Origin of the sequence: Geothrix limicola (assembly GCF_030268085.1) — a bacterium.
GTDB lineage: Bacteria > Acidobacteriota > Holophagae > Holophagales > Holophagaceae > Geothrix > Geothrix limicola.
Map to the genome: position 1 here is coordinate 124,548 of NZ_BSDE01000005.1, position 20,500 is coordinate 145,047.

Consider the following 20,500-nt stretch of genomic DNA (forward strand, 5'->3'; position numbering starts at 1 on the left):
TGGAGCAACGGAGGCACCATGGGCCGCATTTTCACCCTGGACGAAGCGCGGGCCATGATGCCCCAGGTGAAGGCCACCACGGGACCTGTCTACACACTCGCCGCGAGCCTTGCCGAGGAATTGAACGAAGCGGAAGAGGCCAATGATGAGGCCCGCGCCGAGGCGCTCCGGGATCGGCTGCAGATCCTCGTGCAGAGCTGGCAGCAGAGCATGCAGGATCTGGAGGCCGAAGTGAAGGGCCTCTGGCTCGTGGACTTCGATTCGGGCGATGGTTATTGGTGCTGGGCCTATCCCGAGGATGACCTCGGCCACTGGCACAGCTACGAAGGCGGCTTCGGGTCCCGTGTGCCCGCCGATCAGCGGCCGGGCGTGCAGGCCTAATGGCCAAGGCCAAGTCCATGCAACCCGCAGAGAAGAACGATCCAGCGCCCGATTTCCGAACGCTGGTGCTGGCGATCGTGGCGAAGATCCCCAAGGGCAAGCTGGCCTCGTACGGCCAGGTGGCGGCCCTGGCGGGTTTCCCGCAGCGGCCGAGGCAGGTGGGCATGGTGCTCTCGGGCCTGCCCGAAGGCACGAAGCTGCCCTGGCACCGCGTGGTCAACACGCAGGGCTACGTGCCCAGCCGCGGCCGCTGGTGGGGCGCCTTCGAGCAGATCGGGCGCCTGCGCGACGAAGGCATCGAGGTGGATGACAAGGGCAATCTCGACCTCGAGGCCCATCGGTGGAATGGGGAAACGAAGAAGCCAAGAACCTCCACGAAGAACACGAAGGTAGGCCCGAGGACGCGAAACAAGCCGTAATGCCCTTCAGGCCTTTCTTCCTGGCTTTTGCGGAGGTCTGTTTACTGCCCTGCCCCGCTCGGCAGGTGGCACTGGGTGCAGGCAGCGCGCTCGGGATGGGGGGCCTTGGCGCCGTGGCGGGGTTCCTTGCCGTGGCAGGCCACGCAGACTTCGCGCATGTGGACATGATGCGGGATGGTGGGAGGCGCGCCCGGGAAGGTGGCGCGGTTGGGGCCAGGCAGCTCCTTCTCGGCCTTGAAGGCATTGCCCCGGAAGGGCTTCGCGGCCTGCTGCTCGATGTGGCAGGCGCGGCAGTTGGCGATCATGCGGTGGGGCAGGTCCGGGGCGCCGGAATCCGGCACCCCATGGCAATCCGTGCAGGCCTGGCCCTTCTCCACGGGATGCGGAATGACCGGCGGGGCGTAAGGCGTCATCTGCCGCTCAAGCTTGGAGGCGGCCTTGGGCTTCACTGGGCCCGCGCCCAGGCCCAGGGCTGCGATGGAGAGGACGATCAGCAGGGCGGCGCGCATCACACCCGCTCCAGCCGGGCCGAGCATTTCTTGTAGTCGGGTTCGGCCGATATTGGACAGTAGCTATCCAAAGTCAGGAGGTTCGCCAGCAGGCTTTCATCGAAGAAGGGGATGAACAAGTGCCCCTTCTGGACCTTGCAGCGGCCGTCGATCCGCGCGGGCAGGTCCAGGGTGCCGCGCCGGGAGACCACGCGCACCGTCTGGCCATCCTGGATGCCAAGCGCCTTGGCGTCCTCGGGATGCACCTCCACGAAGGCCTTCGGCACGGCCCGGTTCAGCTGCGGCACGCGGCGGGTCATGGTGCCCGTGTGCCAGTGCTCGATCACGCGGCCCGTGCTGAGCCACAAGGGATAGTCCTTGTCCGGCGCCTCGGCGGCGGGTTCGAAGGGGCGCAGCCAAACCACGGCCTTTCCGGCATCCGCCTTGTTCTTGTAGAACTTGATGCCCTCACCCGGCTTCACATAGGGATCCTCACCCTCGACGTAGCGGCGCGCCGTCTCCTTGCCGTTCACCACGGGCCAACGCAGGCCGCGATGGCTCTTCAAGTCCTCGTACGAGGCCACGTCCTTGCCATTGCCCAGCGTGAACTGGCGGTATTCTTCGAAGAGTTCGCGGACATAGGTCTTGGGATCGGTGGGGAACAGATGGCCGTAGCCCATGCGCCGCGCCACCTCCAGGATTTGCCAGTCGTCGGCCATGCAGCCCTTGGGCGGCGTGGCCAGCTGGTTCCACTGCTGCGTGCGGCGTTCCGTGTTGCCGAACATGCCTTCGCGTTCCACCCACATGGCCGCGGGCAGGATCACGTCCGCGAACTGGGTGGTCTCCGTGGGATAGACGTCGCTCACCACAATGAAGCGGCCCTCTCCCTTCTTGGCGCCCTTTCGGTAGCGGTTGAGGTTGGGCATGGACACGAAGGGATTGGTGGTCTGGATCCACAGGCACTTGATGTCGCCGCGATCGAAGGCGCGGAACATCTCAACGGTGTTGAGGCCCGGCTTGGGATTCAGCTTCTCGACGGGCACCTTCCAGATCTTCGCGGCCAGGGCGCGGTGCTCCGGATTCATCACCACCATGTCGGCCGGAAGGCGATGGGCCAGGGTGCCCACTTCGCGCACGGTGCCGCAGGCGGAGGGCTGGCCCGTGAGCGACATGGGCGTGGCGCCGGGCTTGCAGATCTGGCCCGTGAGCAGGTGGACGTTGTAGATGAGGTTGTTCATCCAGGTGCCGCGGCTGTGCTGGTTCACGCCCATGCACCAGACCGACATCACCTTGAGCTTGGAATTGCCGAAGGTATCGGCCAAGCGTTCGAGGGTGGCCACGGGCACACCCGTCAGCTTCTCCACCTTGTCGGGCGAGTAGTCCGCCAGGAAAGTCGTGAATTCATCAAAGGTGGAGAGCTTGGCCTCGTCGGCGAACTTGAACCTGTCCTCCAGGCCATAGCCGATGCCCGTCTTCCCCTTCTTGAACACCACGTGCTTCTCGACGAAGTCCCGGTCCACCAGGCCCTTCTTGATGAGCAGGTGGCAGATGCCGTTGGCCAGGGCGAGATCCGTCTGGGGCTGGAATTCCACGTAGAGATCCGCCGCATCCGTGCTGGGCGTGCGCCGGGTAGCCAGGTCGATGAGCTGCATCTTCGGGTTCTTGCGCTTGTTCTCCAACACGCGACTGAAGAGCACCGGGTGGTTCTCCGCCATGTTGTTGCCCCAGAGCACCAGCACGTCGCAGAGATCCAGATCCTCGTAGCAGCCCATGGGCTCGTCACTTCCGAAGGTGGTCATGAAACCCGTGACGGCCGAGGCCATGCAAAGCCGGGCGTTGGCCTCGACATTGTTGGATCCCATGCCCGCCCGGAACCACTTGGAAGCCGCATAGCCGTCCGTGATCATCCACTGGCCGCTGCCATACATGGCGACCGACTCGGGCCCGTGGGCCTTCAGAGTCTCCCCGAACTTCCTGGCCACGAGATCCAAGGCCTCGTCCCAGGTGGCCTTCACCAGCTTGCCGCCCTTGCGGATCATGGGCGAGGTGAGGCGATCCTGGCCACTGACGATGCCCGGCAGGCTGTAGCCCTTGATGCAAAGCAGGCCCTTGTTGGTGGGGTTCTTTTCATCCCCCTGCACGGCCACGATCTTGCCGTTCCGCGTGCCCACCATGACGCCGCAGCCTGTGCCGCAGAAACGGCAGACGGACTTCTCCCAGGCTACATCCTTGGTGGGAGCGGCGCCTGCCTCCAGGGGGTTGATGGCCGTCAAACCACCCACCACGGCGCCTGCGGCGGCGCCGGTCCGGAGGAAATCGCGTCGTGAAAGGAAATCGCGCATGGGGGCTCCTTTGGGACCGAGGAATAAAAAAGGATGAATCGGTCTTTTTTTCTTGCCAACCCGGTTGTGACTTCAGGCATTAGGCTTCTATTCTCTTGAATCAGCATTTGCTTATACAGGCTTCGCCATTCACCTTGCGGAGCCAGTCCCGCGGCCGCTCAGGTAGAATGAAGGCCGGAGGACCCCATGAAGGTGCGCGTGTCGGTGCAGTTGAAACCCGGAATCCTGGATCCCCAGGGCAAGGCCGTGGAACAAGGCCTGCACGGGTTCGGGTTCGAAGTGGACCACGTCCGCATCGGCCGCCTGATCGAAATGGACGTCCCCGGCACCGACCTCGCCGACGTGAAGGCGAAGGCCCAGGCCATGTGCGACAAGCTATTGGTCAACCCCGTGATGGAGAAGGCCTCCATCGAGGTTCTGTGATGCGGGTCGCCGTTCCCGTCTTTCCCGGATCCAACTGCGACCACGACGCCCTTCACGCCTGCGGCACGGTGATGGGCTGGGACACGATCCCCGTCTGGCATCAGGAAACCCGCCTGCCTGAGAACACCGAACTCGTCATCATCCCCGGCGGCTTCAGCTACGGCGACTACCTGCGCTGCGGCGCCATCGCGGCCCTCTCGCCCATCATGGCCGACGTGAAGCGGCACGCCGACAACGGCGGCCTGGTGCTCGGCGTCTGCAACGGTTTCCAGATCCTTTGCGAGGCCCAGCTGCTGCCCGGCGCCCTGCTGCGCAACGAATCCCTGCGCTTCATCCACGCCGACGTCCACCTGCGCGTCGAGCGCGCCGACCTGCCCTTCACCCGCGCCATGAAGGCCGGTGACGTGTTCCGTGTGCCCATCGCCCACGCCGAAGGCAACTTCACCCTTCAGCCCGAGGAACTCGCGGACCTGGAGGCCCGGGGTGGCGTCGCCTTCCGCTACTGCTCGGCGGCCGGGGAAATCGGCGAGGCCCACGTGCCCAACGGTGCCGTGAACGGCATCGCGGGCATCACGAACCTCAAGGGAAATGTGCTGGGCATGATGCCCCATCCCGAAAGGGCCGTGGACCCGAAACTCGGGCCCACAGGCGGTCTGGGCATCTTCAGGAGCCTCGCGGAAGCCTTCGCCCGGGCCTGACGGGGATCACAATGCGGACGGGGTGTGAAATTTTCACGCCCTTGGGGTGATTTTTCCTGTCATCCTTCCGGAACGCCTCGATAGGCATATCTGTTTATTCCTGAGCCATGAGCGATCCAGAAGCCAAAAACCTCCTAACCTACACCAGCGGACCGCTCCGCTTGGCCGTGCTGAAGCGCGACCCCGTGCCCGGCAAGCTCCTGCCCGCCAGGGACGCGTGGACGCTATTGCAGCCCACCCATGCCGTGCGCGTCTGCACGGGCGAAGACCGCGAAGAAGGTGTCATCCGCTCCGGCGACCTGGCCCTGCTGCTGCCGGGATTCGGCCACACGCTGAAGCGCCACCACGCCAACACGCCCTTCGGCTTCACGGCGCTGTTCATGGAAGGCCCCTTCCCCGAACCGCTCCTGTCCTCGCTGCAACACCCGCCCCGCAAGTGGCAGGAATCCAGCTTCGCCGTGCTGCGCAGCCTCAGTCTCAAGCAGCTCTTCAGCATCTTCACCCAGGAGCTGGCGAATCCCGACGGCGTGCAGCTCATGACGCGGGAACTCTTTCTCATCCTCCTCGGCGCGGAGCTCTCCCGCCTGACGGAGAAGGAGGACCGGGGCCGCTTCCCCTACCGCCTGAACCGCTCCACCCTGCAGCTCGTGCTGGACCACATGGAAGTCCACCTCGGATCGAAGAACAGCGTGCCCGAACTGGCCACCATGGCCCGCTGCACGCCGGACCACTTCATCCGCCTCTTCCGCGAAGCCACCAGCACCACGCCGCACCAGTACCTCATCGAGCGACGCCTGCAGCGCGCCGTCACGCTGCTGGCCAACGGCGAACGCCCCAGTGACGTGGCCAAGATCCTCGGGTTCTACGACGCCAGCGCCTTCACCCGCGCCTTCAAGCGCCGCTTCGGCGTGCCCCCCAGCGAATACGCCCAGGAAGCCTACGAGCGGCAGTTCCCGAAGAAGCAGTAGGGCGCCCTTCGTATCTGAGAACAAGCAAAAGCCCGGCTCCGCCGGGCTTTTGCGCGGGGGTCCCGGGGGTGTTCGCGTAGCGAGGAACCCCCGGATTCTACTTGGCGGCCTTTTCCGTGATCGCCTTGGCCTTGGTGGCGCCCTTTTCGGCGCCCTTCTTCGTCTTGCCCTTGGCCTTGTCGGTACCGGCCTTGGCCTTGGCTTCGCCCTTGGCCGTGGCGGCCTTCACCGTATCGCCGGCCACGGGCACGCCGCCGGCCTTGGCATCGACCTTGGTCTTGGCGTCCGTGGCCTTCTGATCGGCCTTGGCCTTGGCCTGCTCGGCCTTCGCGTCCGCCTTGGCCTTGCCCGCATCCACGGCCGCATCGGCCTTGGCCTTCAGTTCCTCCTTGGTGGGGATCTGGGCGGAAAGCGCCAGGGAGGCGCCGAGAATCAGGGGCATCAGGATCTTCATGGAAAACTCCTCGTTGTCGCGGTGGTGGATTAGGGTTTACAGATCTTGCAGGCCTTGAAGCCGGCCTTTTCCGCGTCGGCAGCGCTGGCGAAGGTCGTCTTGTTGGCGTCCTTGATCTTCGCGGCGGTCTTGCAGTCGGCGCGATGGTAGGTCTTGGAGTCCTTGTTGGCGACGATGGCGGTCGCGGGAGCCGCCTTGGCGGGAGCGGCAGCCGGAGCGGGCTTCGCCGCGGGCGCAGGCTTGGCGGCGGGCTTGGTCTTGGATTCCTGCGCCATGGACGCCACGGACACGGTTAAAAGAAGGGCAAGCAGGGTTCGATTCATGGAATCTCCTGGTGAGAAGGGCTCAGGGTGCGGGCTGGCGGCCTTCCTGTCAACGGGGTACGGCCGCACCCGCGGCAAACCGCGGCGCCCTCCGGGCCCGGGTGGCCTGCTCGAAGGCGTAACCCAAGGTCAGCAGGCCGCCTTCCTGCCAGGGGCCGCCCACGAAGGAAAGCCCCACGGGCAGGCCGAAGACGAAGCCCGCAGGCACCGTGAGGTGGGGACATCCGGCCACCGCGGCCGGGGTGGAGAAACTGAAGCCGAAACTGTCGCCGTTCACGTGATCGATGAGCCAGGCCGGACCGCCCGTGGGCGCCACGAGGGCCTGCAGCTGGTGCTTCTCCAGCAGGCCCAGGATGTCCCGCCGGGCCTGGGCGCAGGTTTCCAGGGCCGCCCGGTAGGCTGGATCCGTGAGTGGCCCCTTGGCCTGGGCCTGCAGAACCAGTTCCTGGCCGAAGAAGGGCATCTCCTCGTCGCGCCGCGACTCGTCGAAGGCGATGAGCCCCGCCAGATCCTTCACCGCTCCGCCGCGGCCGGCGAAGTAGGCGTTCAGGCCCGCCTTAAATTCGTAGAGCAGCACCTCCAGTTCGGCGTCTTCGTAGGCGGCGGATTTCAGCTCCACTTCCACCAGCGTCGCGCCCTGGCGCTTCAACAGGTCCAGTGCGGGCTGGATCACGGCGTCGACGTGAGCGTGGATGCCCATCAGGTTCTTCACGAGGCCGAGGCGCGCACCCTTCAAGCCATCCTTCACGAGGAAGCGTGTGTAGTCCTTGTCGCGATGCGCATCCGCTTCGCGGGTGGCGGGATCGCGCGGGTCGCTGCCCGCGAGGACCCCCAGCAGGATCGCGGCGTCGCGAACGGTGCGCGTCATGGGGCCGGCCGTATCCTGGGTGTGCGAAATGGGAATGATGCCGCTGCGGCTCACCAGGCCCACGGTGGGTTTCAGCCCCACCAGGCCGTTGGAATTCGCGGGGCTCACCACCGAGCCATCGGTCTCCGTGCCCACCGCCACCGCGCATAGGCTGGCGGCGACGGCGGCGCCCGAGCCGGAGCTGGATCCGCTGGGGCTGCGATCCAGCGCGTAGGGATTGCGCGTCTGCCCGCCGCGTCCGCTCCAGCCACTGCTGCTGCGCGTGGAACGCAGGTTGGCCCACTCGCTGAGGTTCGTTTTGCCAAGGATCACCGCACCCGCCTCGCGCAGCTGCTTCACGATGAACGCGTCTTCCTTCGGAGGCGGCGCGTCCGCCAGGGCCAGGGATCCCGCCGTCGTCTTCATGCGGTCCGCGGTGTCGATGTTGTCCTTGATGAGCACGGGCAGGCCGTGCAGGGGCCCGCGCAGCTTACCCGCCTTCCGTTCGGCATCCAGGGATGTCGCGATGGCCAGGGCCTCTGGATTGAGCTCAATCACCGACTTCAGAGTGGGACCAGCCTGATCCAGGGCCCGGATCCGCGCCTGGTAGCGGCGCACCAGCTCCGCCGACGTCCAGCGTCCCGCCACCAGCCCCGCCTGCAGGCCCTCCACCGTGGCTTCCTCCAGCACCAGCCCCTTGGAAGTCGTGGACTTCAGATCGCCTCCCACGAGCACAGCCGCACCCGTTGCCAACCCGGCACCCAGGAAGGCACGGCGGTCGAGGATCGGAAGAACGGCAGCGTTCGGCATGGGCACTCCGCTTGGATGGATGAATGAAAGGATCATAGCAATGACCATCCGCCGGTTTCCGGGGCGCACTCGCCGATATCTCCCAGCTTGATCGGTCACGGCGCCGGATCCTGGACTCCGGAGGCTCCCATGGCCGCATTCCTGCTCTGGCTCATCCTGCTGGTGATCTGCTGGCCCCTGGCCCTGGTGGCGCTGTTCCTCTACCCGCTGATCTGGCTGCTGCTCCTGCCCTTCCGCATCCTTGGCTTTGCCGTGGAGGGGGCCTTCGGCTTGGTGCGGGGGCTGTTCCTGCTGCCGGGGCGGATCCTGGGAGGCAGGTGATAGGAGTCAAGGGTCTTGAGCCAGATCACAACCTTTGACGATCTATCGATCTAGAATGACCGGGTCCCGTGGAGGCCCCGTGTTCAACGGTTTCGAGCAGGCCCGGCTTTTCATCCAAGCCCAGTCCGTCCGCATGATCGATCTGATCTTCAGCGACCTCTGGGGCCGCTGGCATCACGTCAGCATCCCCGCCTCCCAGTTCACCGAATCCCTCATGCGCGATGGCGTGGGCTTCGATGGGTCCAGCGTGGGCCTGAAGTCCGTGAAGTCCGGCGACATGGTGCTGATCCCCGATCTGGCCACGGGCTTCATGGATCCCTTCTGGGACACGCCGACGCTGGGCTTCATCTGCTCGGCCTACGAGGCCGACACCAAGGCGCCCTTCCCCGTGGATCCGCGCAACATCGCCATCCGCGCCGAGGACTACCTGCGCGAGACCGGCATCGCCGACGCCAGCATCTGGGGCCCCGAGTACGAGTTCTACGTCTTCGACAAGGTGAGCTACGAGAATGGCGTGAACAGCGCCTCGTACCGCGTCGACAGCCGCGAGGCGGACTGGCACAGCGGCGAGGGCGGCCACGGCCACTTCATCCCCCTTCACGGCGGCTACCACGCCATGGCGCCCAAGGACCAGCTCTACAACCTGCGCGCCGAGATGTGCGCGGAGATGGAGCGCATGGGCGTTGACGTGAAGTACCACCACCACGAGGTCGGCGGCCCTGGCCAGTGCGAGATCGAGACGCCGCTCTTCCCCCTGCTGAAGGCCGGCGACGCCACCCAGATCGTGAAGTACGTCGTGAAGATGGTGGCCCACCGCCGCGGCCAGACGGCCACCTTCATGCCCAAGCCCCTCTACGGCGAAGCCGGCAGCGGCATGCACTTCCACCAGATGCTCATGAAGGGCGGCAAGAACCTGTTCTACGACGAAAAGGGCTACGGGAAGATGAGCCAGGAGGCCCTCTGGTACATCGGCGGCATCCTCGCCCATGGCCCGGCCCTCCTGGCCCTCACGAACCCCAGCACCAACAGCTACCGCCGCTTGGTGCCCGGCTTCGAAGCCCCCATCAGCGCCTTCTTCTCCCTGGGCAACCGCTCGGCGGCCATCCGCGTGCCCAAGTATGCGGATCAGCCCGAAACGGCCCGTTTCGAATTCCGTCCCCCCGATGCCACCTGCAACGTCTACCTCGCCTTGGCGGCCCAGCTGCTCGCCGGCATCGACGGCATCCAGAAGAAGATGGATCCCACAGCGCTCGGGTTCGGGCCCATCGATCAGAACATCTTCGGGTGGTCGGAGGAGCAGCGGAAGAAGATCAAGAGCCTGCCCACGAGCCTCACGGAAGCCTGTGACGCGCTGGAGAACGACATGGACTTCCTGCTGGCCGGGGGCGCCTTCGAGCGCCTGCAGCTGGAGGATTATCTCAAGCACCTCCGCGCCCAGGAGGCCGCCGTGCGCAACCGCCCTCATCCCTACGAGATGGCCCTCTACTTCGAGGCCTGACCCGTCCTTGGGTCCAGTTGCAGGAAGGCGCTGGAGACCCGATATTGCCTCCGAGCGTGGCTCAGCATCTTCCCGATGCCAGGGCCAGGCGGGAGGTGACCATGGACGTCTACCTGGACACCAAGGAAATGGATCTTCTGATGGGCATCCTCGAACACCGGCTCGAGGATCTCCGCCGCGAAATCCACCACACGGACAGCCGGGCCTTCAAGGCCGAACTCAAGACTGACGAGGCGGTGCTCAAGGGCGTCCTCACCAAACTGAAGACGCCGGCAGCCATGGGGATCTGACTCAGAACCAGCGCCGGACCCGCCGCGTGTAGGCCTGGTAGGCTTCGCCGAACTGGGCCCGCAGGCGCACCTCCTCCCGCGCGATGACGAGGCGATCCAGCAGCACCGCCAACAGGAGCGTCAGCCCCAGCAGCCAGGCCGAATCCAGACCGAAGCCGAAGGCCGCCAGCAGGCAGGTCAGCCCGAGGTAGAGCGGGTTCCGCGACAGGCGGAAGGGGCCCGTCGTGAGGAGGGTCGAAGCCACGCCGTTGGGCTGATGGGTCGTGCGGTGGCGCTTGAAGGTGGCCACCCCCCACAGGCCGAGGAGCCCCGCCAGCAGCAGGAGCAGCACCGCGAGGCCGAGGCGCAGGGGCGCCGGCAGGGGTAGCTCCAGAGGGTGCAGACGGCCCATCCCCCAGCCCACCAGGAGGCAGGCGAGGAAGAGGAGGGGCGGCTGGGGCGACTTTCCGGTGCGGTTCAACCTGGCCTCCGAGGTTCAGCAGGACCGCCGCGGTGGAAGCCCGGATCAGACTAGCTCAGGGCGGTTTCCAGGGCGTTGGCGTGCAGGCCCTTCAGGTCCGCCGCGTCCGCGTCCAGCAGGGGCTGGCCGTCGACGGCGAGGGTGATGCGCGCGCCACCGGTGGTGCCGATCTTGGCGAAGGGCACGCGGTGGGTGGCGCAGAGGGTGGCGAGGCTGGATTCGGCCTCGGCGCTCACGCTCACGACGATGCGGCCCACGGATTCGCCGAAGAGCAGGCTGTCGAGGCGCAGCGCGCCGCGGTTCAGCATCAGCTGGCAGCCCATGCCCTCTCCGGCGTTTCCACCAAAGGCGCTTTCCAGGGCCGCCACCATCAGGCCGCCCTCGCTGGTGTCGTGGGCGCTGCGGATGAGGCCCAGGCGGATGCCCTCACGCACGCAGGCCTGCAGGCGCAGTTCCTCGTCCAGGCGCAGCTCGGGGCAGGCGCCCTGGGTCTTGCCCGTGCGCAGCTTCAGGTACTCGCTGCCGCCCAGTTCATCGCGGGTCTCGCCCAGCAGGAAGATGCCGTCGTGGGCGGCGCGGAAGCCCGAGCCGCAGATGCGGTTGCCCACCTTCGACAGGGCGGTCGCATCGGGCGCATCAATGGCCACCGGACCCGCGCAGTCCTCCACCAGACCCACGGCCGCGATCATGGGCGTGGGGAAGATGCTCTGGCCTTCGGTGTCGTTGTAGAGGCTCACATTGCCACTGACGATGGGCACGTCGAGGGCGAGGCAGGCCTGGCGGATGCCCAGGCAGCCCTGCTCGAAGGTCCACATGTTCTCGGGCTTCTCAGGATTGCCGTAGTTCAGGCAGTCCGTGAGGCCGATGGGCTCGGCGCCCACGCAGGCCAGGTTGCGGCAGGCCTCGGCCACGGCGTGGGCCGCGCCCCAGAAGGGATCGAGGTAGCAGAAGCGGCTGTTGCAGTCGCTGCTCATGGCCACGGCCTTGCCCGTGTCCTGACCCGCCTCATCCTTCACGCGGATGATGCCCGCATCGCCCCGCCCCATGCCCAGCAGCGTGTTGCTGCGCACGGTGCCGTCGTACTGCTCGAAGATCCAGCGCTTGCTGGCCACCGTGGGACTCTGCAGGATCTGGCGCAGGGTGCGCTCCACCTCGGCGGGCTTGAGGTCCGCGGGCAGGGGGTCAGAAGCCACCGAATCCAGATAGGCCGGGCGCTCGCGGGGCCGGTCGTACTTGGGCGCCGCATCCACCAGGGGCTGGATGGGCAGGTTGATGACGGGCTGGCCATGCCAGCTGCCGATGAAGCGGCCGCTGTCGGTCACCTCGCCCACCACGCAAGCGTCGAGGCCCCACTTATGCAGTACCTCGATGATCTTGGGTTCGCAGCCGGGGCGGGCCACCAGCAGCATGCGCTCCTGGCTTTCGCTGAGCATCAGCTCGAAGGGGGTCATGCCCTCTTCGCGCATGGGCACTTGGTCAAGGCGGATCTCCAGGCCCGTGCCCGCGCGGCTGGCCATTTCGAAGCTGCTGGAGGTGAGGCCCGCGGCGCCCATGTCCTGGATGCCGATGACCCAGTCCGTCTTGAAGATCTCGAGGCAGGCTTCGAGCAGCAGCTTTTCCGTGAAGGGGTCGCCCACCTGCACCGTGGGGCGCTTCTCCTCGCTGCCCTCGCCGAACTCCGCCGAGGCCATGCTGGCGCCGTGGATGCCGTCGCGGCCCGTCTTCGAGCCGATGTACATCACCTTGTTGCCCACGCCCGAGGCGAAGCCCTTGAAGACCTTGTCGCTGCGCAGCACGCCGAGCGTGAAGGCGTTCACGAGGATGTTGCCGTTGTAGCTGCCATCAAACGCGCAGTCGCCACCCAGCATGGGGATGCCCATGCAGTTGCCATAGCCCGAGATGCCCGCCGATACGCCCTTCACCAGGCTCTTCATGCGCGGCGCGTCGAGGTCGCCGAAGCGCAGAGAGTTCAGGTTTGCCAGGGGCCGCGCGCCCATGGTGAACACGTCGCGCAGGATGCCGCCCACGCCAGTGGCGGCGCCCTGGTAGGGCTCGATGAAACTGGGGTGGTTGTGGCTCTCCATCTTGAAGCAGACGGCCCAGCCATCGCCGATATCGACCACGCCTGCGTTTTCGCCGGGCCCTTCGATCACGCGGGGGCCTTCGGTCGGCAGGTTCTTCAGGTGGATGCGACTGGATTTGTATGAGCAGTGCTCGCTCCACATGGCGCTGAACACGCCCAGTTCCGAATAGGTGGGCAGGCGGCCATCCAGGAGGCGCAGGATGACCTGCCATTCATCCTTGGACAGGCCCAGCTCCAGAGCCAGGGATTCGGTGACGGCGGGTTCGATGGCGACGGACATGGAGGCTCCGGAAGCCTTTGATTCTAACGGTTCCGTCTTTGCCGAACGAGCCTTGACATCAGGTGGACATCAGCTGGGGGCCCCCTCCGGCTCCATGGGTGCCATCGGGGATTCCCCGCCCTCGTAGGTGCGCCGCAGCACGCCCTGCACGAGGCGCTGGAAGAAAGTGGCCCGTTCCGGGTTGAACACGATGGAGACCGAGGCCTTGAGCTCGCTGCCCAGTTCCAGCAGCGGTCCGCCCTCCATGCCCGTGCCCAGCAGCATCAGGGGCACCCTCCCCTGCAGGGTTTCCACCATGGGTTTGAGGCGGCGGCGCTCGTCCAGGCTCAGGGTCGGCACGTGATAGAGCACCAGAGCCGGTTTCTGGTTCAGGGCCTCCTTCAGGGCCGCCATGGTGGGCGGGATGCGCGTGAGGGGCTGGAGGCCGCCCAGCAGGGCCTGCAGGGCCGTTTCCAAGGCCGCGTCCCCCGACACCAGCAGCAGTCCCGTAGGCCGTCCCGCGGCCACCCTGCCCGGGCCCGCGGAGGTTCCGGTATCCACGCCCCGGCGCGAGATGCGCTCGAGATCCTCTTCCCGCTTTTCGAAGACCCAGCGGGACAGCGGGTTCAGGACGGCGTCGTCCAGCTGGGGCCGGTATTCCACGCCGAAGGCGCGGCCGTGCACGTGCCGGAGCACGACCTTCGTGTTGATGCGGATCTGGTCCGTCAGGGGGATGGTCACGGCCATCTCCTGGCCCACCATCAGCTCGCCTTCCTGGAAATCCCGGTTGCTGTAGATCCGGCCGCCCGTCGTGCTGACGTCCACCAGGAGGCCCATGACGAGGTCGAATTTCGGGGTGCTGAAGGTCACGGGCACCCGGCCCACGCGATCCACGCGGTAGGCCCCGCGGTGGTCCTCTTCGTGCAGCGCATCCGGCACCGAAAGGCGGAGGGTCCGGCGGCCATCGATCATGCCGAAACCCTTCAGCTCCGTGGGCGCCTCCAGGAAGCTGACGCCGTTGGGAAACCTCATCTTAAGGCCCGCGTTGCGCAACCCGTACGTGGCATCCTCCCGGCCCATGGTGGCCACCACTTGGACCTCGGATCCATCGACCTTCACGAAGGAAGACTCGAACCGGAGGTAGGGCGTCACCAGGATCAGCAGTTCGCGCCGCTCGCAGGCGCGCTTGAAGATATCGGCGATGGTCTCCGCGTTACGGATCAGGTTGCCCGCCAAAGCACCTCCATGTGGGTTCTTGCTTCCATCATGAATTCCCTCCCGTACACTGGGAAGCTCTGCTTTCGTCCCGGCATTCCATCGGGAGACCTCGCTTCTGGACCCCATGACCCCGCCCCGGACCCTCCTCGCCTACAGCGCCCCCCGAAGCGGCTTCGGGGATGAGTGGATGACCTTCCTCCCCATCGGCCTGGGCTACCTGCAGGCCATGCTCAAATCCCGCGCCTTCCCCTGCCGGGTGGCCAACCTGAGCGGCAAGGGGCGGAAGGAGGTCCTGGCCTATTTCCGGGCCCAGAACCCGGCGGTGGTGGGCATCTCCATGTTCACCTTCAACCGCAAGCGCTCCTACGAGCTACTGGCCTGGGCCCGGGAGGCCTGCCCCGACGCCATTCTCCTCGCCGGCGGCCCCCACCCCACCCACCTGGCCGACGAGGTCTTCGAGGACTGCCCGGCCCTGGACGCCATCGTGCAGGGCGAGGGCGAGACGGTGCTGATGGGCATCGTAGAGCGCCTGAAGACCGCGCCCGCCTCCGACCTCTGGAAACGCACGCCGGGCCTCATTCTTCGAGACGGGCGCACCCTGCCCCAGGCGCCCCTGGAGGACCTGGACGCCGTGGGCATTCCCGCCGAACACCTGGAGGCGGACTTCCTCAACGACGTGGGCCAGCTGGCCTACCTCAGCACCAGCCGCGGCTGCCCGGCCACCTGCAACTTCTGCAACACGCCCGAGTTCTGGGGCACCTCCATCCGCTTCCGCAGCGCGCCTTCGGTGCTGCGCGAGATGCGCCTGCTCCGCGAAACCCACGGCCTCACCTACTTCAGCTTCCGCGACGACACCTTCACCGCCAACCGGGATCGCGTGCTGAAGCTGATGGACGGCATCCAGCAGAGCGGGCTCCATCCCCTCTGGAACTGCCAAAGCCGCGTGAACCTGGTGGACGAGGATCGCCTGGTGGCCATGAAGCGCGCGGGCTGCGAGTTCATGCAGTTCGGCGTCGAGCACGGCAGCGAGCGGGTGCTGGTGCTGCTGGACAAGGGCACCAACCTGCGCCACGCGCGGCGGGCCCTGGACCTCGTGCGCAAGGTGGGCATGAACCTCGGCATCTACCTCATCACGGGCATCCCCGGCGAGACCTGGGCCGACGTGGAGGAGACCGCCACCTTCATCCGCGATACAAAACCCAGCGACTGCCAGATCAGCCCGCTGGCACTGTATCCCGGCACGCGGATGTTCGATCAGTACCGCGCCGAAGGCCGCATCCAGAAGGACTTCTACCGGGCCTCGGGCGATGCCGAGATCTTCGCCCGGGTGGATGCCCACACGGAAAAGGCCCTGCGCCACCTCGACCAGGCGGCTCAAAAGGCCAAGGCCAGATCCCGTTTCACTGCCGCCGAATTCGCCGAGCAGAAGCGCTGGCTGGGCTTCTGTGCCGTCACCAACCTGCTCTGCGGCGAGGCGGCCGAGGAAGAGGGCCGGTTCACCGAGGCCGAGACCGAATACGCCGAAATCATCGCCCAGGAACCCGCGAATCCCTGGGGCTTCATGAAGCGCGCCCTGCTCTTCGAGAAGCTGGGCCGGGTCGACAAGGCCCGGGCCGACCTGTCCGAGGTGCTGGCCCTGGCTCCGGGCAATCCCGAGGCCACCGAACTGGCGCGCCTCTGGGGCCTTAAGCAGACCGATGCTCGTAGGGGGACCCGCCCGAAGAAGCCCGCCCACGGCCCCACCGCCGAGATGAAGGGCGCCGAGACCTACCTCAGTCGGCCGAAGATGTAGCAGGAGAGCAAGCGAGGCCCGGCTTCGCCGGACCTCGCGCGGGGGGTACGGGGGGAGGCTCCATGTCCGCAAGCCGCAGGCGCGCGGGAGCCACGCAACGCGTGGCGTCACATGGAGGCGCGCAGCGCGCCCATGGGTCCTCGCAACGCATGCGTTGCGAGGGTGACCCCCGGAGAGAATTAATCTTCGTGTTTTAAGTTCGGGCTGCGCTCGAGGATCGTGAGCACCAGGCGCTCCAGCTCGTCCACCAGCAGGAAGCGCAGGTTCGGATCCTTGCGCAGGGTCGCCCCGGGATCGCCTCCGCCACGGAGGACGAAGAAGGGGCCCGAGCGCTCGATCCGGGAGATCTGCTTCCAGAGCAGCCGCCCCGCGCCGAGGCGCCGCGCCAGCGAGGCCGGCAGCGCGTTGTGCTCCACGGAAAGGCCCAGGTCATCCACGAGCACGTGGGAGCCCTCCACCAGCAGCACGCCCAGCAGGGTTCCCAGCAGGAGCAGGCTGCCCATCAGCACGGCGCCGAAAGCCGCCACCACGGCCACCCAGAAGGACCAGGTGGGATCGCCGGCCGCCTCGGCCACGCGAAGGGAGGCCCGCAGGACCGGCAACCGCTCCAGGATCTGGGCCAGGGCCCGCACACCCACCAGCCAGGAGCCTGCGAAGAGCAGCATGGCCATGGCGCGCTGGGCGAAGGAGGGCCTGAAGACGAGTGGAGATCCGACGGACATCTGGGGGTGACCTAGGCCATCTCGGCCACGATGGCCTCGGCCGCGGCCGCCGGATCCGCCGCGTGGGTGATGGGACGGCCCACCACCAGCCAGGTGGAGCCCTGCTTCAGGGCCTGGGCTGGCGTCATGACGCGGGCCTGGTCCTGGGTGGCCGCGCCCGAAGGCCGGATGCCCGGTGTCAGGCGGTAGAAGGCCTCGCCGCAGGCTTCGCGGATGGCCGAGGCTTCCCAGGCCGAGCACACGACGCCGCTGCAGCCCGCCTGCTGGGCCAGCTTTGCGTAGGCCAGGGCCAGGTCTTCGGGCTTGGCCGCATGACCCAGGGCCGCCAGTGCCTCCCGGTCCAGGCTGGTGAGCACCGTGACCGCCAGCAGCTCCGTGCGGCCCCCCGCGGCCTTGTGGGCGCGGGTGGCCTCGGCGGCGGCCTCCAGCATGGCGGGACCGCCCTGGGCGTGCACGTTGATGAGCCGGGGATCCAGCTTGAGCACGGCCTCCATGGCGCGCCGGACCGTGGTGGGGATGTCGTGCAGCTTGAGGTCGAGGAAGACCGGAACCCGCTCCTGCAGGGCTTTCACGAAGGCCGGCCCCTCGGCGCAGAAGAGCTCGAGCCCCACCTTGAGCATGCCCACCCGGCCGGACAGCCGGTCGGCCATGGCCATGGCCTCCTTCGCCGTGGGGACATCCAGGGCCACCACGAGGCGCTCGCGGGGCGTGAGGGTCAGGGTGGATGCAGACAAAGGGGACTCCCGTATGATGCGGAGAATCATTCTGCCACCAAGCGAGATCCCCATGCTCCTCCCAGCCATGCAAGCCCCCCCGGCCCTCTCGGCCCCGGCCCCCACCAGCCAGGAGGCCGAGAGCGCCCTGCTGGAGGCCTTCGACTGGGAAAGCGCCCTGCCTCCGGCGCCAACACTGAAGGGTACCGCCGGGCTCCGATACGCCTGGCTGCGGGCCGCGGCCACCTTCGATCCCGCCCGGGATCTGCCGGTCAGTCCCTTCGCCACGGGGCGCGAGCACCAAGAAGCCGAGGCCCTCCGGCACCTGCTCCGGGCTCCCAAGGCGCAGCTGCACGCAGCCCTGAAGGCCCTGCCCATGCGCACCTCCGGCACCGCCCTGGCACTCTGGCGCTGGGGCCAGCTGCAGGTGCGCAGCGGCGCCTTCGATCCCGCCCTGCGCCAGGTCTGGGAGGACCGCCTCATCGCGGCGGGCCCCTACCTCACCCGCGGATACGGGCTGCGCCACGCCCTCTGCTGGGCCCTGGCCCAACAGGACGAAGCGCGGTTCTCCCGCCTCCGGGCAGCAGCCGGTCCCGCGTCGGAAACCATGATCCAGGGCTTCCAGCGCCTCTTCGGCTGGCTGGGGAACCCTTCGCCCACCCTGCGCCTCTGGTCCCTTCCGGGCCTCGACTACCAGGATCTCCGCCTCGACCAGCTGGGCGGCGCGCGCGTCTGGATCCACCCGGCGGACGCGGATTCCCTCCCGCCCCTGCCCGCCGGCACGGCCTGGATCATCCCCAGCGCCAGCGCCGGCCTGGACGAGCGGGCCGCCAGCCTGTCCGAACCGATCCTGGCCGAAGGGCAGGCCCTCGCGGGCCGCCTTCAGAGCGCCGGAAGGACCGCCCATTTCGCCCCGAGCCAGGCCGCCTTCGAGCAGCTGGGCCTGCTCTGGTTCCCCATCCTCATCGACCTGGATGGGCAGGGAAACATCCGCAGCATCCGCATGGGAGATGCGGCGCCGCCGAAGCCCTAGCCGATCCCGCAGCCCTGCAGCCAGCCCGCCACCGCGCCGCAGACCATCTGGGCCCAGTAGTGGAAGCCCCGCCGCACGGGTTTGGGGTTGTAGCTCGCGTGCAGGCGGTCCTTGAGCATCGGGTAGTTGCCATCGGGGTCCAGCACGGCGGCCGCCACCGGCGAATCGAACTCGTAGGTGATCCAGCGGTCCTGCCCGTCCCAGACAAGACGCTGCTCCTCCCGGTTCTCCAGCCGCACCCAGAGCGTGATGGGCACGCGGATCCCGCCTTTGCGCTCGAGGGTGATGGAACCCACGCGGCCCGGCGTCGCGGGTTGCGGGGCCGCGAAGACCGGCGCCTTGTCCGAGAAGAGCCAGCCGCCCTGGGTGGTCTCCTGGCTCTTCACCCCGCGAATCGCGTAGTCGAGCACATCGGTGCCTTCCACGAAATCCCGCCAGAACGCACTCAGGTCGCGCCCGGACACCCGTTCGGCGATGCGCTTGAAGTCCAACCGCGTGGGATGCTTGAAGGCCATTTCCTGGGCGTAGGCGCGCAGGACGTCCTCCATCACCGGACGGCCCAGCATCGCTTCGAGCTGGTTGAGCACGAGGGTCGGCTTGTCGTAGGCGGACACGTAGTAGCTGAAGTCGTTGATCGTCTTGAATCCGAACCGCGTCATGGGGTCGGCGCTGGGCAGCATCCAATAGCCCGCCCACTCCTGGAAATCCGTTCCGATCTGGAATCGGCGCCCGCCCAGCAGCGCGTGGTAGCTGCGTTCCAACGCCTTGTGGGTGAACCAGCTGGTGATGCCTTCGTCGAGCCAGGGCTCTTCGAATTCGTTGCTGGCGAGCATGCCGTAGAAGAACTGGTGGCCGAACTCGTGGACCGCCACCCGCTCCGGCTCGTAGCGGAACAGGAAGGGGTCGAAGGCCACCGAGCTGGACGTGATGAGCGTCGGATATTCCACGCCATCGGCGCCGTGGGCATCCTTGGGCGTATCGATCACCGTCAGGGTCGGGTACGGATACTTGAAGTACCACTCCTCACTCCAGCGGAGTGCGTTCTCCACGGCCCGACGCTGCCGCGCGAAGTTGCCGCGGTTGGTGCCGTTGATGTAGTAGAAGACCTGCACCCCGCGGTACTCGTACATCGCCGGTTTCCGCCAGCTCTCCTGGGGCATCACCGCCCAGGCGAAGTCGTGCACGTCTTCGGCATGAAGGCGCCAGATCACGTTCAGGGGGCGCTTGGGATCGAGTTCGATCTCCGTCACGAAATTCGTCTGGGTGCCCGTGTGCGCCAGTCCCAGGGCGTTCGGCAGCGACAGCGCCACGTCGTAGACGCCGAAGTCCGCGAAGAATTCCGTGTTGGCGTGGTAGGCGTGGCAGTTCCAACGATCGCCCTGGTAGACACCCACCTTGGGGAACCACTGCCCAGACATGAGGAAGTTCTCAGACCACCCGCTGCGGGCGAAGACCTTGGGATAGCGGTTCTCCCAGGTAATATCGAGATGGACCGTTTCGCCCGGCGCCACCATGCGCGGCAGCTTCAGCCAGCGGACGGTCTCATCCTCACCGTCGTGGCCATCCAGATCCTTCCCGTCCATCTGGACACTGATCAGGCGGCAATAGCCCCAGGATCCGGGATCCGAGGCCAGCTCCTGCTGATCCCGGCGCAACCGCCCGCCACTCTCCTTCATGAAGAGGCTCAGTGGCCCCTTGAACGCATTGAGATAGAGATGCAGCGGCAGTTCCTGCGTGGGCGCCGTGCCCGTGTTGCGCCAACTGAGCGTTTCGCGCCCTTGAAGAACCTTGTGCTCGAAGTCCAGCGCCGCCTCGATGCGGTAGTTGGCGATGCGGGGCGTCTTCGGTTTGTCGAACCACTTTTCCGTCGTCCAGGTCCGCGGCCCCGCGCCCAGTCCGACGGCGGCGAACATCACCAGCAGGGCCATCAAGCGGCGTCCCATCGAAACTCCCGAGCG

21 protein-coding genes are annotated in these 20,500 nt (G+C 67.0%); 10 read left to right on the plus strand and 11 right to left on the minus strand.

All coding sequences use genetic code 11. The features are described from left to right. Positions 1-18 precede the first annotated feature (18 nt). Together QSJ34_RS13215 and QSJ34_RS13220 are read left to right on the plus strand one after the other, a co-directional pair. Entirely contained in the window at positions 19-381 is a 363-nt protein-coding gene (locus QSJ34_RS13215; RefSeq protein ID WP_285575995.1) for a DUF2203 domain-containing protein, read from the plus strand. Then, positions 381-800, plus strand: a complete 420-nt coding sequence (locus tag QSJ34_RS13220) for an MGMT family protein (RefSeq protein WP_285575997.1) — start codon at positions 381-383, stop codon at positions 798-800. The genes QSJ34_RS13215 and QSJ34_RS13220 overlap by 1 nt, the downstream gene beginning before the upstream one ends. A gap of 41 nt (positions 801-841) precedes the next feature. Here QSJ34_RS13220 and QSJ34_RS13225 read toward each other — a convergent pair whose 3' ends face one another. Continuing rightward, the gene (locus tag QSJ34_RS13225) at positions 842-1,309 is read right to left on the minus strand and encodes a hypothetical protein (RefSeq protein WP_285575999.1); all 468 of its coding nucleotides are present in this window, start codon (positions 1,307-1,309) and stop codon (positions 842-844) included. Continuing rightward, positions 1,309-3,630 (minus strand): molybdopterin-dependent oxidoreductase, encoded by a 2,322-nt coding sequence (locus tag QSJ34_RS13230; RefSeq protein ID WP_285576001.1) that lies wholly within the window; start codon positions 3,628-3,630, stop codon positions 1,309-1,311. Before QSJ34_RS13230 ends, QSJ34_RS13225 begins: the two co-directional genes overlap by 1 nt. A gap of 186 nt (positions 3,631-3,816) precedes the next feature. Between QSJ34_RS13230 and purS the strand changes: the two genes are divergently transcribed. The 3 genes from purS to QSJ34_RS13245 all read left to right on the plus strand — a co-directional run bounded on the left by purS (position 3,817) and on the right by QSJ34_RS13245 (position 5,719). Further along, positions 3,817-4,053, plus strand: a complete 237-nt coding sequence (purS, locus tag QSJ34_RS13235; RefSeq protein ID WP_285576003.1) for a phosphoribosylformylglycinamidine synthase subunit PurS — start codon at positions 3,817-3,819, stop codon at positions 4,051-4,053. After that, a complete protein-coding gene (gene purQ, locus QSJ34_RS13240; RefSeq protein ID WP_285576006.1) occupies positions 4,053-4,751 on the plus strand; it encodes a phosphoribosylformylglycinamidine synthase subunit PurQ in 699 nt (232 codons plus the stop codon). Before purS ends, purQ begins: the two co-directional genes overlap by 1 nt. 107 nt (positions 4,752-4,858) lie before the next feature. Then, on the plus strand, positions 4,859-5,719 hold the full coding sequence (locus QSJ34_RS13245; RefSeq protein ID WP_285576008.1) for an AraC family transcriptional regulator: 861 nt from the start codon (positions 4,859-4,861) through the stop codon (positions 5,717-5,719). A gap of 97 nt (positions 5,720-5,816) precedes the next feature. On the opposite strand, the gene QSJ34_RS13250 is transcribed toward QSJ34_RS13245, so the two are convergent. The 3 genes from QSJ34_RS13250 to QSJ34_RS13260 are packed head-to-tail and all read right to left on the minus strand — an operon-like array spanning position 5,817 to position 8,153. Next, entirely contained in the window at positions 5,817-6,173 is a 357-nt protein-coding gene (locus QSJ34_RS13250) for a hypothetical protein (protein WP_285576010.1), read from the minus strand. Between the two features lie 29 nt (positions 6,174-6,202). Further along, positions 6,203-6,496, minus strand: a complete 294-nt coding sequence (locus QSJ34_RS13255; protein WP_285576012.1) for an Ada metal-binding domain-containing protein — start codon at positions 6,494-6,496, stop codon at positions 6,203-6,205. Between the two features lie 49 nt (positions 6,497-6,545). After that, positions 6,546-8,153, minus strand: coding sequence for an amidase (locus QSJ34_RS13260; protein WP_285576014.1), 1,608 nt, complete (start codon positions 8,151-8,153; stop codon positions 6,546-6,548). 129 nt (positions 8,154-8,282) lie between these two features. Here QSJ34_RS13260 and QSJ34_RS13265 point away from each other — a divergent pair, with 129 nt between their 5' ends. The 3 genes from QSJ34_RS13265 to QSJ34_RS13275 all read left to right on the plus strand — a co-directional run bounded on the left by QSJ34_RS13265 (position 8,283) and on the right by QSJ34_RS13275 (position 10,262). Next, the gene (locus QSJ34_RS13265) at positions 8,283-8,474 is read left to right on the plus strand and encodes a hypothetical protein (protein WP_285576016.1); all 192 of its coding nucleotides are present in this window, start codon (positions 8,283-8,285) and stop codon (positions 8,472-8,474) included. A gap of 79 nt (positions 8,475-8,553) precedes the next feature. Continuing rightward, entirely contained in the window at positions 8,554-9,972 is a 1,419-nt protein-coding gene (gene glnA / locus QSJ34_RS13270; protein ID WP_285576018.1) for a type I glutamate--ammonia ligase, read from the plus strand. A 101-nt stretch (positions 9,973-10,073) separates the two neighbouring features. After that, positions 10,074-10,262, plus strand: coding sequence for a hypothetical protein (locus tag QSJ34_RS13275; protein ID WP_285576021.1), 189 nt, complete (start codon positions 10,074-10,076; stop codon positions 10,260-10,262). A 1-nt stretch (position 10,263) separates the two neighbouring features. On the opposite strand, the gene QSJ34_RS13280 is transcribed toward QSJ34_RS13275, so the two are convergent. The 3 genes from QSJ34_RS13280 to QSJ34_RS13290 all read right to left on the minus strand — a co-directional run bounded on the left by QSJ34_RS13280 (position 10,264) and on the right by QSJ34_RS13290 (position 14,300). Next, a complete protein-coding gene (locus tag QSJ34_RS13280) occupies positions 10,264-10,722 on the minus strand; it encodes a methyltransferase family protein (protein ID WP_285576022.1) in 459 nt (152 codons plus the stop codon). 50 nt (positions 10,723-10,772) lie between these two features. Then, positions 10,773-13,085 (minus strand): phosphoribosylformylglycinamidine synthase subunit PurL, encoded by a 2,313-nt coding sequence (gene purL / locus QSJ34_RS13285; protein ID WP_285576024.1) that lies wholly within the window; start codon positions 13,083-13,085, stop codon positions 10,773-10,775. A 69-nt stretch (positions 13,086-13,154) separates the two neighbouring features. Beyond that, positions 13,155-14,300 (minus strand): PilZ domain-containing protein, encoded by a 1,146-nt coding sequence (locus QSJ34_RS13290; RefSeq protein ID WP_285576026.1) that lies wholly within the window; start codon positions 14,298-14,300, stop codon positions 13,155-13,157. A gap of 169 nt (positions 14,301-14,469) precedes the next feature. Between QSJ34_RS13290 and QSJ34_RS13295 the strand changes: the two genes are divergently transcribed. Further along, positions 14,470-16,074, plus strand: a complete 1,605-nt coding sequence (locus tag QSJ34_RS13295) for a B12-binding domain-containing radical SAM protein (RefSeq protein ID WP_285576027.1) — start codon at positions 14,470-14,472, stop codon at positions 16,072-16,074. Positions 16,075-16,253: 179 nt separating this feature from the next. Here the strand turns inward: QSJ34_RS13295 and QSJ34_RS13300 are convergent, their stop codons facing one another. After that, complete coding sequence (locus QSJ34_RS13300; RefSeq protein WP_285576029.1) at positions 16,254-16,796, minus strand: hypothetical protein; 543 nt, start codon at positions 16,794-16,796, stop codon at positions 16,254-16,256. Positions 16,797-16,807: 11 nt separating this feature from the next. Continuing rightward, a complete protein-coding gene (gene pyrF, locus QSJ34_RS13305) occupies positions 16,808-17,530 on the minus strand; it encodes an orotidine-5'-phosphate decarboxylase (protein WP_285576031.1) in 723 nt (240 codons plus the stop codon). A 52-nt stretch (positions 17,531-17,582) separates the two neighbouring features. Here pyrF and QSJ34_RS13310 point away from each other — a divergent pair, with 52 nt between their 5' ends. Then, positions 17,583-18,542: a hypothetical protein gene (locus QSJ34_RS13310; RefSeq protein WP_285576033.1), complete on the plus strand. Its 960-nt coding sequence runs from the start codon at positions 17,583-17,585 to the stop codon at positions 18,540-18,542. Here the strand turns inward: QSJ34_RS13310 and QSJ34_RS13315 are convergent. Continuing rightward, positions 18,539-20,485: a M1 family metallopeptidase gene (locus QSJ34_RS13315; protein WP_285576034.1), complete on the minus strand. Its 1,947-nt coding sequence runs from the start codon at positions 20,483-20,485 to the stop codon at positions 18,539-18,541. The genes QSJ34_RS13310 and QSJ34_RS13315 overlap by 4 nt on opposite strands. Positions 20,486-20,500: the final 15 nt, after the last annotated feature.

What these genes read in the sequence shown, in the direction of transcription:
- QSJ34_RS13215 (WP_285575995.1), top strand. Translation starts at nt 19, where the DNA reads ATGGGCCGCATTTTCACCCTGGACGAAGCGCGGGCCATGATGCCCCAG.
- QSJ34_RS13220 (WP_285575997.1), top strand. Translation starts at nt 381, where the DNA reads ATGGCCAAGGCCAAGTCCATGCAACCCGCAGAGAAGAACGATCCAGCG.
- QSJ34_RS13225 (WP_285575999.1), bottom strand. Translation starts at nt 1,309, where the DNA reads ATGCGCGCCGCCCTGCTGATCGTCCTCTCCATCGCAGCCCTGGGCCTG.
- QSJ34_RS13230 (WP_285576001.1), bottom strand. Translation starts at nt 3,630, where the DNA reads ATGCGCGATTTCCTTTCACGACGCGATTTCCTCCGGACCGGCGCCGCC.
- purS (WP_285576003.1), top strand. Translation starts at nt 3,817, where the DNA reads ATGAAGGTGCGCGTGTCGGTGCAGTTGAAACCCGGAATCCTGGATCCC.
- purQ (WP_285576006.1), top strand. Translation starts at nt 4,053, where the DNA reads ATGCGGGTCGCCGTTCCCGTCTTTCCCGGATCCAACTGCGACCACGAC.
- QSJ34_RS13245 (WP_285576008.1), top strand. Translation starts at nt 4,859, where the DNA reads ATGAGCGATCCAGAAGCCAAAAACCTCCTAACCTACACCAGCGGACCG.
- QSJ34_RS13250 (WP_285576010.1), bottom strand. Translation starts at nt 6,173, where the DNA reads ATGAAGATCCTGATGCCCCTGATTCTCGGCGCCTCCCTGGCGCTTTCC.
- QSJ34_RS13255 (WP_285576012.1), bottom strand. Translation starts at nt 6,496, where the DNA reads ATGAATCGAACCCTGCTTGCCCTTCTTTTAACCGTGTCCGTGGCGTCC.
- QSJ34_RS13260 (WP_285576014.1), bottom strand. Translation starts at nt 8,153, where the DNA reads ATGCCGAACGCTGCCGTTCTTCCGATCCTCGACCGCCGTGCCTTCCTG.
- QSJ34_RS13265 (WP_285576016.1), top strand. Translation starts at nt 8,283, where the DNA reads ATGGCCGCATTCCTGCTCTGGCTCATCCTGCTGGTGATCTGCTGGCCC.
- QSJ34_RS13275 (WP_285576021.1), top strand. Translation starts at nt 10,074, where the DNA reads ATGGACGTCTACCTGGACACCAAGGAAATGGATCTTCTGATGGGCATC.
- purL (WP_285576024.1), bottom strand. Translation starts at nt 13,085, where the DNA reads ATGTCCGTCGCCATCGAACCCGCCGTCACCGAATCCCTGGCTCTGGAG.
- QSJ34_RS13295 (WP_285576027.1), top strand. Translation starts at nt 14,470, where the DNA reads ATGACCTTCCTCCCCATCGGCCTGGGCTACCTGCAGGCCATGCTCAAA.
- QSJ34_RS13300 (WP_285576029.1), bottom strand. Translation starts at nt 16,796, where the DNA reads ATGTCCGTCGGATCTCCACTCGTCTTCAGGCCCTCCTTCGCCCAGCGC.
- QSJ34_RS13310 (WP_285576033.1), top strand. Translation starts at nt 17,583, where the DNA reads ATGCTCCTCCCAGCCATGCAAGCCCCCCCGGCCCTCTCGGCCCCGGCC.
- QSJ34_RS13315 (WP_285576034.1), bottom strand. Translation starts at nt 20,485, where the DNA reads ATGGGACGCCGCTTGATGGCCCTGCTGGTGATGTTCGCCGCCGTCGGA.